At 73.4% G+C, this 13,931-nt stretch carries 8 protein-coding genes; 4 read left to right on the forward strand and 4 right to left on the reverse strand.

Annotated elements, in window-relative coordinates:
• Positions 1 to 8: 8 nt before the first annotated feature.
• Entirely contained in the window at positions 9 to 749 is a 741-nt protein-coding gene (locus ACZ60J_RS35435; protein ID WP_469688287.1) for a hypothetical protein, read from the reverse strand.
• Positions 746 to 4,366, reverse strand: coding sequence for a CHAT domain-containing protein (locus ACZ60J_RS35440; protein WP_469688288.1), 3,621 nt, complete (start codon positions 4,364 to 4,366; stop codon positions 746 to 748). The genes ACZ60J_RS35435 and ACZ60J_RS35440 overlap by 4 nt, the downstream gene beginning before the upstream one ends.
• A 458-nt stretch (positions 4,367 to 4,824) precedes the next feature.
• Here ACZ60J_RS35440 and ACZ60J_RS35445 point away from each other — a divergent pair, with 458 nt between their 5' ends.
• On the forward strand, positions 4,825 to 8,190 hold the full coding sequence (locus tag ACZ60J_RS35445) for a CHAT domain-containing protein (protein ID WP_469688289.1): 3,366 nt from the start codon (positions 4,825 to 4,827) through the stop codon (positions 8,188 to 8,190).
• A 364-nt stretch (positions 8,191 to 8,554) separates the two neighbouring features.
• The gene (locus ACZ60J_RS35450; RefSeq protein WP_469688290.1) at positions 8,555 to 10,573 is read left to right on the forward strand and encodes a glycosyl hydrolase family 8; all 2,019 of its coding nucleotides are present in this window, start codon (positions 8,555 to 8,557) and stop codon (positions 10,571 to 10,573) included.
• Between the two features lie 57 nt (positions 10,574 to 10,630).
• On the opposite strand, the gene ACZ60J_RS35455 is transcribed toward ACZ60J_RS35450, so the two are convergent.
• Positions 10,631 to 11,245, reverse strand: coding sequence for a cysteine hydrolase family protein (locus ACZ60J_RS35455; protein ID WP_469688291.1), 615 nt, complete (start codon positions 11,243 to 11,245; stop codon positions 10,631 to 10,633).
• 184 nt (positions 11,246 to 11,429) lie between these two features.
• On the opposite strand from ACZ60J_RS35455, the gene ACZ60J_RS35460 reads away from it, so the two are divergent.
• Positions 11,430 to 11,855, forward strand: coding sequence for a pyridoxamine 5'-phosphate oxidase family protein (locus ACZ60J_RS35460; RefSeq protein ID WP_469688326.1), 426 nt, complete (start codon positions 11,430 to 11,432; stop codon positions 11,853 to 11,855).
• Here the strand turns inward: ACZ60J_RS35460 and ACZ60J_RS35465 are convergent.
• Positions 11,852 to 12,808 (reverse strand): LysR substrate-binding domain-containing protein, encoded by a 957-nt coding sequence (locus ACZ60J_RS35465; protein ID WP_469688292.1) that lies wholly within the window; start codon positions 12,806 to 12,808, stop codon positions 11,852 to 11,854. The two genes, ACZ60J_RS35460 and ACZ60J_RS35465, sit on opposite strands and share 4 nt — an antisense overlap.
• Before the next feature lie 75 nt (positions 12,809 to 12,883).
• Here ACZ60J_RS35465 and ACZ60J_RS35470 point away from each other — a divergent pair, with 75 nt between their 5' ends.
• A complete protein-coding gene (locus ACZ60J_RS35470) occupies positions 12,884 to 13,882 on the forward strand; it encodes a DMT family transporter (protein WP_469688293.1) in 999 nt (332 codons plus the stop codon).
• Positions 13,883 to 13,931: the final 49 nt, after the last annotated feature.

Consider the following 13,931-nt stretch of genomic DNA (forward strand, 5'->3'; position numbering starts at 1 on the left):
GCCCCTCATCACTCCCCCTCCACGAGTGCGGTGGCCGCACCGACGAGTTCGTGGTCCCGCATCCGGCCCAGCAAGGACACCGGGGGCCCGCTCAGCCAGCTGTTGCCGCCGTACCACCACGCGGCGGCGCCCCGGGGGTCGACCTCCGCCATGAGCAGCCGGTTGACCTCCAGCACCACCTCGTACGGGGTGCCGCCGCCGGCGGGGAACTGGAACTCCGGGTACCGGTCGCCGTTCGGCGGGTCCGGCAGTCTGATCAGCTCGGGCGGCGGCGCCCCGCCGCAGCGGGCCCTCACCTCGGCCGCCGAGAGGGCCGGCTCCCGGAGCAGCGGGTCGGCCGCACGGTCGCCGCGCCCCGCCGGGCCGGTCGCGGGGGCGGCCTCCGGAACAGCCTGCGGTTCCGGATCCGGGTCCGGATCCGGCGTCCCGCCCGGTGCCGCCAGCAGGTCGACCAGCTTCAGCGCCTCCGTCACGGTCTGCGGCCCGGGAGGTGCGGCAACCAGCCGCACCCCGTCCACCGCGGCGCGCGCCGGATGCTCGCGAGGCAGCGGCCGCAAGGCCAGCCTGACCCCCTGCAGCGCCCTGCGGACCGCCATGCCGTCGTCCGGTGACGCTTCGGCGAGCGCCTTCAGCCGGGTGAGCAGCAGGGCGTGCTGCGCGGCGTCGAGCGCGGTACGGATGGATTCCAGGTGCTCGCCGATCAGGGCGAGCAACGGCTCCGCGGACGGCCCGCGGCCCTCCTCGTTCATGCTGTCCCTTCTGCCGTGTCCGCCGAGCTCCGGCCCGGATGTCCCTGGTGGATGAAGGCGGCCCAGAGCGCGGTCCGTTCCAGTCCCGGCTGTTCCATCTCCCGGAGCAGGTCGCCCCGGAGCGAACCGGGGTTCTTGCGTTCGGGGTCGAGCATCCACAACTGCGCGGCCCTCAGGGCGTCCACGGCGCTGAGCCCGTCGACGGCCAGGTGGTGGTGGAACACCGCCATGAGCAGCGCCGACGCACTGTCCTGGGCCAGCCACCGCGATCCCACGACGTCCCGGGCTCCGGCGGCGGCGAACGCGGTGGTGAGGGTCAGTGCCTCGTCGTGGTCCCGCATGCTCAGATCGGTCTGGCACGCACTCAGCACGACCAACGGCCCGTCGGAGGCCTCCTGTCGGCCCCCGTGGTCGAGCAGACGGGTCACCGTCAGCGGGTCCGGGGTGTACGCGTCGTCGGCCACGAGGTCCAGGGCCGAGACCGTGGGCCGGGTGCCCGCGGACCCGTGCGAGACCACGTGCAGCAGGGAGGTGCCGTCGGCGAGGAAGCCCAGGACGGCGTCGGGCGTGCCGGGCGGCAGTTCCTCGTCGTAGAGCGCGCCGCACAGCCGGGCCTGCGGATAGAAGACGTCGCGCAGGGTGGTGACCTCGGTATCGGCGTACGCCAGGCTCATCATCGGGTCGGCCAGCAGGACGGGGAGGGCGGCCGGGTCCCGGCGTGCGCGCCGTGCCGTGCGAAGGAACTGGCCGCCGGACGCCGCGTAGCTGATGACCGTCGTCTGTACGAGCCGGTCGTGTGCGGCCCCGGCCGGGAGCCTCGCCGCGTGCCACGGCACGATGCCCAGGCGCCCGCAGGGCACGAGGACGATGCGCGGCGGCCCGTCCCGGCCGTCACCGGCTGCCGTCAGGCGCTCCTCGATCTCGCCGAGGAGCGGGCCCAGGGCCTGGAAGGCCCACTCGCACAGCTCCTCCAGGGCCTCTTCCCACGCTCGGGCGAGGGACGGGTCGTGCGGGCTGCCGTCCCGCGCCGCTGCTGCTTCCACGTACCGGGCGAGGGGCCCGTCCTCGGCGTCGCGCAGTTGCGGCAGTGCGCCCGCACCGGCTCCGAGTTCCGGCCCCACCACGATCGCCAGGCCGGGGCCCGCGGTGTCTCCGGCCACCAGGTAGAGGAGCGCGTCCGCACCGGCGTCGGCGAGCCCGTCAGCGAGTTCGTTCAGCGTGGGAGTGCCCAGGAGGCCCCCTTCCCCGCGGTACCCGAGGGCGTCGAGGGCCTCGCGGCGCAGCGTGCTCGGGAGCAGTCCGGGTACCTCGCCCGCGTCGCCGGGGGCACCGTCCCCGGCGGCCGACCGCCAGGCCTCCGCGAGGTCGTGGCGTCCGGCCGCCTCCAGCAGTTCGGGTACGGCCGAGGCGGTGGAGGCCGCCTGCAGGACCAGGGCCCGCCCCAGTTCGAGGGCCGCCACGGCCTCGTGCAGCCTGCCGTACGAGGCCGCCATGCGGGCCGCCCGTACGCCGCGGCTCGCCCCGGTACGGGCAGCCAGCAGTCCGTGCTCGACGCCCGACTGGAGGAGGACGTCGGCGGCGAGCGCCGTCAGCGCCTCCGCGGCGGCGTCCACGACGCCGGTGTCCTCCGGGTCCGGCTCGGCCTTCGCGAGGCGCCGGCGCAGGTGGTACGACTCGGCCAGCTGCCACAGCGCGTCGGCGGCGATCCGCGGCGCACGGCCCTCCCGTACGCCGACCCGGAGCCGTTCGAGTTCCCCGATCAGGGCATCGAGCACCGCCGGGTCGCCGTCGAGGCCGAACCGCATGCCCAGGGAGAGCGTGGAGGTGTACAGATCCTCCATCGAGGCGTCCGGGGCCGGGGGAACGTAGTCGGGTACCGGGCCCTCCCGGTCGCCCGTGAGGGCGGCGCGGATCAGCTCGAGCTCCCCCGCCCACGGCATGGACAGCTCATCGGCGAACGGCAGCCCGCTCCCCTCGGCCCGGGCCATCCCCCGCTCGATGTGGGGCAGGGCCTCCAGCAGGGCCTCCTTGTCCCGGGTCAGCATGCCGAGCGAGGCGTGGACCGTACCGAGTGCCCAGTCGGCGGCGAACCGGAGCGGGACACCCTCCGCGACGTCGGCCCCCAGGGCTTCGGCCTCCCCTACGAGTTGCCGGATCGCGGGGACGTCCTCCGCCTCCCTCGCCTCCATCGCCCGGAAGATGATCTCCATCGCACGGGAGAAGGCCGCGGGGTCCCCCAGCCCCGGAGGCAGCTTTCCTGCCGAGTTCTCCAAGTGCTCGGCGACCGCGCCGATGTGGGCACGGCCGGCCGACAGGTCCTGGTAACTGCCGCCCACGGTGGAACTGATGCTCAGCAGCAGTGCCCGCAGGCTCTCCAGAGCCCCCGCCGCCGACTCCAGGCCCGGCATGGGCAGGTCCTGTAGCGAACGGAGCCTCTGGAGCAGCTCGTTGAGTGCGTGCGGGTCACCGCTGTCGAGGAGGGAGTCGAGCCCATGGCTGGTCGCGTTCACGGCATCCAGGGCGGCGACCATGTTGCGGAAGGCATCGGCGTCGAGCGGGGGCCGCGACCCGGGCTCCGGGCCCGGGACCGCGCTCGGTACAGGGGCCGCCTCGGGAACCGGCTGCGGCTGCGGCCCGGGATCCGGGGCCGGGCCCCGGGCCGGGGCGGGTACCGGGACCGAGACCGGGACCGGCTCGGGAACCGGCTTCGGCTCGGGAACCGCCTTCGGCTTCGGCTTCGGCACGGGGTCCGGCTCCGGGGCCTGGACCGGGTCCGGGATCGGGACCGGGACCGGGACCGGGACCGGCTCGGGAACCGGCTCCGGCTTCGACTCCGGCACGGGGACCGGGGCCTGGACCGGGTCCGGGTCCGGGTCGACGTCCCGCTCCCACACCGGCCCGGGGGCGCGCGCGGCGGAGGACGGTCCCGCCGACGCCATCGCCCCGAGCATGCCCTCGACCATCTGGTTCAGCTGGTCCGCGAACGGCGAACCGGGCGGCACCATGCCCGTCAGCAGATCGGAGAGTCCCTGGGCGGAAGGGGCCGCGAAGAGCGCCTGCCCCTGGCGCAGCGGACCGAGCATCTCCGGCGACAGCGGCAGCTCGGCCGCTTCGTCCATCAGCGTGCCCAACTCCGCCGCCTTGGCCATCATCCCGGCGGCACCCGCTTCCCGGAGCCAGTCGAGGTAGCCGGAGAGGTCCGGCGCCGCCGCGAAGGGTCCCTGCTGCGGTTTGACGGGCGTGACGTGGCTCATGAGGAACAGCGCCGCCCACCGCTGCTCTTCCCGGGTCACCGCCTCCCCCGGCGGCGCCGTACGGTCCCGGGCTTCCCGCAACAGCCGTTCGGCCCGCTCCCGGTCCCCCGCCGAGCCGGCCCCCGCCGCGTCCCGCAGGGTCAGCGCACCTGCCAGCCACACGTTCACCGAGCCGCGCAGGGCCTCGTCGTGGTCCAACAACCGCGCGAGCTGCTCCAGTTCGCCGACCGAGGCCGTGGAGGCGTACGGCGACGGGGGACCGCCGCCCATGCCGGGGAGCTGCCGCTTCACCCGCTCGATCGCGTCCGACACCCAGGTGCGCAGCCCCTCGACGCCACCGCTCTCCTCCCCCGCCACCCGCATCCCCGCCTTCCGGGCCCCCCGTACACGGCCCTCGACCGTCCCCGTCAGCCCCCGACAGCCCTCACCGGCCTTCGACGGCCCGTGGATCACCCCCACTATGCCGACCCCTCGCGCGGTCCCGCACCCCCTCCGACGGCGTGGACATCGGTGCGCCGGCGAGCACGACCGCTGCCGGTGCGGCGGTCGCCCCACCGATGTCCACGCCGCCCCTCCCCCTCGCCCCCCGCACGATCAGCGAAGCATCGGACGGCCCGGCGGTGAAGGCCGCACCCGGTTCTCGCCCGCTGTTCGACCCGTTCCCGCCCCGACGGGCCTTCCGGGGTGCCTTCCGGTCGAATTCAGGTCGGCTGATGGGAAGTTGGCGACGATCAGGTACCGGCGGAAGCCACCGTCCGGCCATCATGGGCCGCAGGGAACGACCGTACGGATTCACCGGGGCGGACGGGGGGCGTGGAGACATGGTGGGCGAGGAGGAGAGCGGCGGGGTCCGGGCACTGCGGGCCTGGGCCGACGGGGCGGCGGAGCGCGCGGCCCGTCTGCTCGGGCCGGAGGACGGGAACCACCTCGCTTCGGCGGAGGAGTTCGAGGCGTCGGTCGCCGAACTCTCCAGGCTCCGGGAGCTCCTGGACCACGACCGGCTGCTGCTCGGCAGGGTCACCCTGATGCTCGGCGGCCTGCTCGCCATACGCCACTTCCAGGCGCGCGGCGTACCGGACGACCCGGAACGGGCCCGGCGCCTCCTGGAGGAGGTACGGGATCCGGCGACGCCCGCCGGGGAGCTGATGACGGACGAGGACAGGCAGTGGGCGGCGACGTTCCTGTTGATGGTGTCGAGCCCCGCCCAGGACCGCTCAGCCGGGGTGCCCACGGACATGTGGTCGCTCATCGACCGCGCCTTGGTGACGGATCCCGCGCAGAACGCCGCCGAGATCGCGCGGATCTCGGCGCTGGCGGCCGAGATAGGCAAGCTGCCGGCGCTGCCACCGGAACTCCAGGGCCAGTTCCAGCAGATGCAGGACATCCTGTCGTACGCGAAGGGCGACCGGTTCGACCCCGACACGCTGCTGAGCATGCTGCCCCCCGATTTCCCGCTCATGGAGCAGTTGCAGGCCATGGCGGGCCTGATCCCGCCGAGCCCCGGCCCCTCGGACCCGCGGGAGCCGGGCACCGTCCCCTCGCCTCCCGAGTCCGCGCCCACGACGGGGAAGGCTGAGGACCAGACCGAACCCGCCGTCACAGCCGCGTTGTTCACCGCCATGGTGGGCCTGACGGAAGCCGTGCGATCCGGCGACCCCGAGTCCGTCAACCAGCTTCTCGAGCGGCTCGGCGGACATCTGGACAGTCTGCCGACGGGGCACGGCCAGGCCTCCGAGATCCAGAACCTGATGCGCATGGTGTTGCAGACGGCCGCGCCGCTCGGGGGCAGCCGGGTCGACGGCGTCGAGGCCCTCCGGCACAGGGATTCCTTCGTCGACCACTACACGCAGAGGGGAACCGCGCACCCCGGAGAGGCGCATCTCACCGTCGCGGCCCAGGCGATCGGCCTGCTGCTCGGCATCCGGGCCGCGCAGGAAGCGCAGGACGTGGACGGGGCGCTGCGGCTGATGCGCGAACTGGACGCGCTCGAAACCTCCGTGCCCGCCGACCATCCGTTCCGCTGGATGGTGCTGCTCGTCCACGGTTCCTCACTCGTATCGCTCGGCGAACTCACTCGCGACGACGAGGCCGTCGTACGCGGCCTGGAGGAGCAGGAGACAGCGCTGACGAGCAGGCCCGACGAGACCGCGTTCTTCCGCGCGGAGGTCGCCACCGTCGTCGAGGGACTGCGGGCCTCCCGGGCCGTGATGAGCCGCACACCGGACCTCATGCCCGGCCCCACCGCGCCTGACGCGCGCGGCACGACGGGTACCCGGTACCTCGCCGCCATGACGGCGGGCCTCCGCTACTCCACCTCTCGGGACCCCGCCGATCTGGACGCCGCCATCAGCGGACTGGAGCACGTCCGCGACGAGGTCCGCCAGGGCCGGTCGCAGCTCTTGGCCTTCTCCGCGCTGTGGCAGCTCGCGGAGTACTACCGGATGCGTCTGGGGCTCACCCGCGACCCGGCCGACCGGGACGCCGCAACGGACACGGCGATGGAGTCGCTGCAGGCGCTCGCCGGTGACGTCGTCCTGCAGTCCGGCCCCGACCACGGCCTGCTGACCGCCCGCACCGGGGCCGAGCGCGGGGTGCAGGCCGCCATCTGGGCCGCTTCCCACGGCCGCGTCGAGGAAGCGGTGGCCGCGCTGGAACTGGGCCGGGCCCTGGTGCTGCAAGCCGCGTCCGCGTCCCGGGCCGTACCGGAACTGCTGGAGGCCCGCGGCCACCACGGCCTCGCACAGGAGTGGCGCACGGCAGCACCGGCACCCGCAGCCGCACCCGCACCCGCACCCGCACCCGAGGGAGCCGCACCGGCGACCGAGGCGCTCCCCCGCGAGCTGCCCAGTTCCCTACGGCGCCGGGCCCTGGAGGCGCTGGGCCACCGCGAGCGGGACGGCGCCCTCTTCCGCACCCCCACGGTCGACGAGCTCAAGGCCGGGCTGGCCGAGGGCGACGCGGACGCGCTGGTGTACCTGCTCGCGGGCGAGGGCGACACACCGGGCATGGCCGTCGTACTGGGCCCGGACATGGGCACGGGCGTACGGGCCCTGCCGCTCCTGTCCGGGGAGAAGAGCGGCCCCCTGGAGCGGTTCCTCGACGCCTCGGCCGCGTACCAGGTCCGGTCCCCCGCGCCCGGGGCCGCGCAGACCTGGGAGGACGCACTGTCCGAGCTCTGCGACTGGGCGACGGAAGCGGTGATCCTCCCGGTGATCACGGGCGTCGGCGAGCGGCTCGCCGCGAACGAGAACCGGCGCAGGGACCGCCCCGGCGGCCCCAGGATCGTGCTGGTGCCCTGTGGCCGCCTGGGTGTCGTGCCCTGGCACGCGGCACGGCTGCCGGCCGCGGCGCCCAGCGACTACGTGTGCCAGATCATGTTCATCAGCTACGCGGCGTCCGGCCGGCAGTTCCTCAACACGGTCCGGCGCGGCAGGCGGGCCCCGGCGGACGCCCCCGTCCTGGTGGCGGACCCGACCATGAGCCTCCCGTACGCGGAGCTCGAGGTCGTGGCGCTCCAGCAGACCCTCTACCCGCGGGCGCGCCTGTACGGGGAGTTCTACGAGCCCCCCGTCACCCCCTCCGCGGCCGGCACGCCGAGCAACCTGCTCGCCGCCCTCGCCGGGTCCCCGTCCCTGCTCCACGTGGCCTGTCACGGTTCGGCCGGTACCAACCCGACGGCGTCGGCGCTGCGCCTGGCCCCCGAGACGGGCGGGCCGGAGGGAGACGGGAGCAGCGATCTGCTGACCGTCGCGCGGCTGCTCGATCACCCGGCGGGCGAACAGCACGCCCCCGATGGCCCCCTGGTCGTACTCAGCGCCTGCGAGACGGACCTGAGCAAGCGCGACCACGACGAGGCGCTCACCCTGACCAGCGCCTTCGTGGCGAACGGCGCGCGGGACGTGGTGGGATCCCGGTGGGCGACCAGGGACTCGGCCGCGGCCCTGATGATGGCCGTGTTCCACCACTACCTGACCGTCGAGGGACTGAGTCCCGTGGACGCGCTCCACTCGGCCCAGAGCTGGATGCTCGACCCGGAGCGCCGGAACCCGGGCTCCCTCGACGACAGCCTCCTCGAGGAACTGGCCGGCGGTCCGGAGCTGGACCACCCGGCGGTCTGGGCCGCCTTCGTCCACCAGGGCCATCCGGGCCCGTCCCGGGTCGGGAACCGGGCCGGCTCGACTTCGTGAACGCGGCGCGGGCGAACCGCCCGGAGCGGCCGTTGCGGTAGCGGTAGCCGTACCAGTACCGCCAGTTGAAGAACGTGCCCGGGGTGCCGGGCGGGGTGTGCGGCCCGCCGTAGCGGCAGGTGACGCGCAACTCCCGCATGCCCGGGGGCATGTCCACGGGGACGTACCCGAAGTCCGGGCGCCGGGCGGCATCATGCCGACGGATCGCGCCCGGGGTCTTGCGCGACACCCCGTTCCGTTCCTACTCTCTCCGCCAATGGTTAGGAACCATTCCTAACCATTGGCGGAGAGGCCGACCCGAGGCCGACCCGAGGCCGACCCGGCCGCTCCCCCCACTCGCGCAGCACCCACCCGAGGACGCCCGATGTCACGAGCACATCAGCAACGCCCCGCGTACAGAGACCGCCGCCCCCACTGGCACCGCCCCCTGGCGGGCGTCGCCGCCCTCGCCGCCGCCATGGCCGGCCTCAGCGGCCTCGGCGCCCCCGCGGCGACGGCCGCCGTGGCCGGCGTATCGGCCCGCGCGACCGCGGCCGCCGCCCCGGTGCTGGTCTCCGCAGGAAAGCCCACGACCGCATCCTCGGTCGAGGCGAGCGGCTTCGAAGCGGCCAAGGCCGTGGACGCCAACTCCTCCACCCGCTGGGCCAGCGCTGAAGGCGTGGACCCGCAGTGGATCCGCATCGACCTCGGAACGGCGCACACCATCAGCCGGGTCAAGCTCAGCTGGGAGGCCGCGTACGGGAAGACGTACAAGATCCAGACCTCGAACGACGGGACGAACTGGACCGACGTCTACTCCACCAGCACCGGGAACGGAGCGACCGACGACCTGACGGTCAACGGGACCGGCCGCTACGTCCGCATGCACGGCACCGCGCGGGGCACCGCGTACGGCTACTCCCTCTGGGAGTTCGAGGTCTACGGCTCCCCGGTCTCCGGCGGCTCCGACACCACCGCCCCCAGCACTCCGGGCAGTCTGCGCGCGACGGCGACCACCTCGAACAGCGTCTCGCTGGCCTGGAACGCCGCCACCGACAACGTGGGCGTCACCGGCTACGACGTCTACCGCGGCGCCACGCAGGTGGGAACGGCCACCGGGACCTCGTACACGGACACCGGCCTCACGGCCTCCACCGGCTACGCCTACACGGTCAAGGCGCGGGACGCGGCGGGCAACACCTCCGCGGCGAGCAACGCCCTCAGCGTCACCACCCAGCCCGCGAGCGGCTCGGGTCCGGCCGTTCCGTTCGGCAGCCACACCCGTCCCTACACCGCCGGGACGCTGAAGCCGACCGGCGCCCAGGGCACGCTCGACCAGAAGACCATCGACTACTACACCCACTGGAAGTCCGCGTTCGTCCGGCAGAACTGCGGCAACGGCTGGTACCAGGTCATCTCCCCCGACGCCGACCACCCCTACGTGGCCGAGGCGCAGGGGTACGGCATGGTGATCGCCGCGACGATGGCCGGCGCCGACCCCGACGCGAAGAAGATCTTCGACGGTCTGACCAAGTGGACGATCGACCACCCCTCGTCGGTCAACCCGGACCTGCTCGCCGCGGAGCAGGACACCTCCTGCCGGAGCGTCAACGGCGGTGACGGCGCGACCGACGGCGACATGGACGTCGCGTACGGGCTGCTCCTCGCCGACAAGCAGTGGGGCAGCGCGGGCACGTACAACTACAAGGCCCTCGCGATCAAGCACATCAACGCCATCAAGAAGGACGAGCTCAACCCGTCCACCAACCTGCTCAAGCTGGGCGACTGGAGCAGCTCCGGCGACCAGTACTACTACATCACCCGCACCTCGGACTGGATGGTCGACCACTTCCGGGCCTTCCGCACGGCGACGGGCGACTCCACCTGGGACACCGTCCGCACCGCGCACCAGAACCAGATCACCAACCTGCAGGCCTCCTACGCGCCGAACACCGGGCTCCTGCCCGACTTCGTCGTCAACACGAACAGCACCCCCAAGCCGGCCCCCGGCCAGGTCCTCGAGGACCCGAACGACGGCGCCTACTGGTGGAACGCCTGCCGGACCCCGTGGCGCATCGCGGACGACGCGGTGACCAGCGGGGACGCCAAGTCCCTCGCGGCGGCCCGCAAGGTCAACACCTGGATCAAGGCCAAGACGGGCGGAGACCCGAACAAGATAGCCATCGGCTACAAGCTCGACGGCACGCAGATCTCCGCCGGCAGCGAGGCCGCGTACTTCGCCCCGTTCGCCCTGGCCGCCATGACCGACCCGGGCAGCCAGGCCTGGCTGGACGCGCTGTGGAACAAGATGCTGGCCGCTCCGATCGACACCAGCAGCTACTTCTCGGCGAGCATCCAGCTCCAGGTCATGATCACCGCCTCCGGCAACCACTGGGTCCCGTAACCCCAGGGGACGTTGCGGGTACGGCCGCGCCGGCGGGCGCGGCCGTACCCGTGGAGGTCAGCGCTCCGGGGCCCACTGGGCGATGAGGGCTTCGGCCGTGGTGATGGCCGCGACGAGGGAGAGGGAGTTGCGGATCACCTCGGCGGTGCAGGTCGCGGGGACGCCCGCGATGGCGTCGGAGGGGACGACGACCTGGTAGCCGAGGTTCACCGCGTCGAAGACGGTGTTCGGGATCGCGATGTTGGAGGAGACCCCGGTGACGACGAGGGTGCGGACTCCGAGGTTGCGCAGCAGGGCGTCCAGGTCGGTGCCGGCCATCGGGGAGAGTCCGTGCAGCCGGCGCACCACTAGGTCCTGCTCGGCGACGGTGATGGGCGCGGCGACCTCCACGGCCGGACTGCCGGTCAACTGGCGCACCGGCAGCTTCCCCGCGGCCCGGAACAGCCGGGCGTTGGCATTGGCCCCGAGCCCGTCCGGCCGCCGCTCGGCCACCGCGTGCAGCACCTGCACCCCGGCCCCGCGCGCGGCTTCGACCAGCGCGGCCACCCGGTCCAGCATGCCGGAGTCCCGCGCCTCCTTCGCCAGTTCCGGGAGGGCGCTCTCCTCCCCGACGACACCGTTCTGGCACTCGACGGTGAGCAGTGCGGTGGTGGCGGGATCGAGATCGGGCATGGCTCCCCCTGGCGTGGTGACGGAAGAGCACGCATGATTCCTGACACATAGTCAGATGTGAAGGGGCGCGGGCCATATGGACAGCACACCGGTGGACGGCACACTCGTGAACGGCACACCCACGGACCAGACGTCCACGGACGGGGCGTCCGCGGGCAGGCCGCAGCGGCGGGGCCGCCGCATCATGATGACCGGCGAGGAAACCGACGCCTTCCTGCGCGAGCAGCGCACCTGTCGGGTCGCCACGGTCTCCCCGGACGGGCGCCCGCACGTCGGCGCCCTCTGGTTCGTCTGGGACGGCACCTCCCTGTGGCTGTACTCGATCACCCGCAGCCGCCGCTGGTCCGACATCCGCAAGGATCCCCGCATCTCGGTGGTCGTGGATGCCGGCGAGGCCTACGACGAGCTGCGCGGGGTCGAACTGTCCGGTACGGCCGTCTTCGTGGGCGAGGCCCCCCGTACGGGCGAGCCGTGCGAGGAACTGGCGGAGCCGGAGCGGCTCTTCCCCGTCAAGAACTTCGGCATCACGGAGATGCCGCACGACGGCCGGCACGCCTGGATCCGGCTGACACCGGACTCGATCGTGTCATGGGACTTCCGCAAGATCTAAGCCGCCCCGCCGACCGCCCCGGCGGCCGTCCCGCCCGCCACCGGGGCCCCGCCGGCCGCGGCGGAAGCCACCCTCCTCAAGGTTTCGACGGCGGCCCGGATCGACGGGCGGCGGTCGGCATCGGCCCGCCAGACGACGTACACGTGGCGCCGTACGCTGTCGCACACCGGCAGCAGCCGGACCCCTGGCGGCACGGGTCCGCGCCCCAGCCGGGGAGCCACGCACACACCCAGCCCGGCCTCGACGAAGGCCAGTTGGGTGTGGTGCTCCTCGGCGATGTGCGTGATCCGGGGCTCGATGCCGGTGCCGCGCAGGGTGGAGACCAGCCACTCGTGGCAGAACTGCCCCTCGGTCCAGGAGATCCAGTCGTCTCCGCCGAATTCGGCCAGGGAGATCCCGGCGCGCCCTGCCAGCGGATGCCCCGCCGGCACCGCGATGTCGATCGAGTCGTCCAGCAGGTGGGCCCGCGTGAGCTCGGCCGGTACCGGCATCCGCTTGCTGTGCCAGTCGATGGCGAGGGCCAGATCCAGGTCGCCCCGGACCACGGCGGGCATGCTGTCCTCCGGCTCCTGTTCCCGTACGCGGGGCCGCAGTTCGGGGTGCTCGGCCCGCAACTGCGCCAGCACCTGCGGCAGCAGCCCCCGCATGGCCGTGGGGAAGGCTCCGATGCGCAGCTCGCCGACCGCGCACCCGCGCCGGGCCTCGACATCGGCCTGGGCGAGCTCGACCTGGGAGATGATCCGGGCCGCGTGCTCGGCGAGGAGCCGGCCGGCATCGGTGAGCCGCACCCCGCGCCCGTTCTTGGCCAGGAGGGGCTGGCCGACCTCCCGCTCCAGTTTGGCCATCTGCTGGGACACGGCGGAGGTGGTGACATGGAGCCCGTCGGCGGCGCCGCTGACGGAGCCGTGGCGGGCGAGGGCATCGAGGGTGCGCAGCCGCTCCAAGTTCAACATGTAAGCGATCCTACGACGTGACACCCAACAACTCTCGCTTGTCCTACGAGGTCGCGAGGGGCGAAAGTGGCTGTCATGAGCGCCCCAAGCACCCCGCTTCCACCGAGCACCCCGTTTCCGCCGAGCACCCCGCCCGCACCCGGCACCCCTGCCCCGCACCCGTCGCCGGCCCCCGCCGACGAGGTGCGATCCACGACCACCCCCCGACTGGACTGGCGCCTGCGCTTCGCGGTCCTCTCGGTGATCTGGGGCTTCAGCTTCCTGCTGATCAAGGTGGGCACGGAGGCGTACGCCCCGTTCCAGGTCGCCCTCGGCCGGGTCTTCTTCGGCGCGCTCGCCCTGCTCACCGTGCTGCTGATCCGCCGCGAACCGCTCCCCCGGGGCCGGCGCACCTGGGCCCACCTGTCGGTGGCGGCGCTGCTGCTCAACACCGCCCCGTTCTCCCTCTTCGCGTACGCGGAACTGAGCATCCCCTCCAGCCTGGCGGGCATCTGCAACGCCACCTCCCCGCTATGGGGCATGGCCCTGTCCCTGGTCGCGCTCTCCGAGGACCGCCCGACGCGGCGGCGCGTCGCCGGTCTGGGCCTGGGCTTCCTCGGCGTCCTGACCGTCCTCGGCGCCTGGCAGGGCTTCTCGGGCCTCGACGCCAAGGGCACCGCGCTCGCCCTGCTGGCCGCGCTCTGCTACCCGATCGGCTGGATCTACGTACGCCGCACCCTGGCCTCCACGCCGGGCTCCCCGGTCGCCCTGACCGGCGCCCAGCTCCTGGTCTCCACCCTGCAACTGGCGGCGGTCAGCGCGGTGTTCACCTCGACCCCCACCTCGTTCCCGCTCTGGCCGACCCTGTCGGTGATCGCCCTGGGCGCCCTGGGCACGGGCATGGCCCTCCAGATGCAGTACGGCCTGGTCACGGAGATCGGCCCGACCACCGCGCAGATGGTCACGTACTTCATCCCGGTCATCGCGACGACGGCGGGCGTCCTCCTCTTGGACGAACAGCTCCACTGGAACACCCCGGTGGGCGCGGCCGTCGTCCTGGCCGGCGCGGCCCTCACCCAGACCCGGCGCCGATAGGCCGATCCCGGGCCGGGGGCGGGGCCGATCGACACGACACCGATCGGCC

The sequence above is a fragment of the Streptomyces sp. NPDC104226 genome (genome assembly GCF_055584085.1).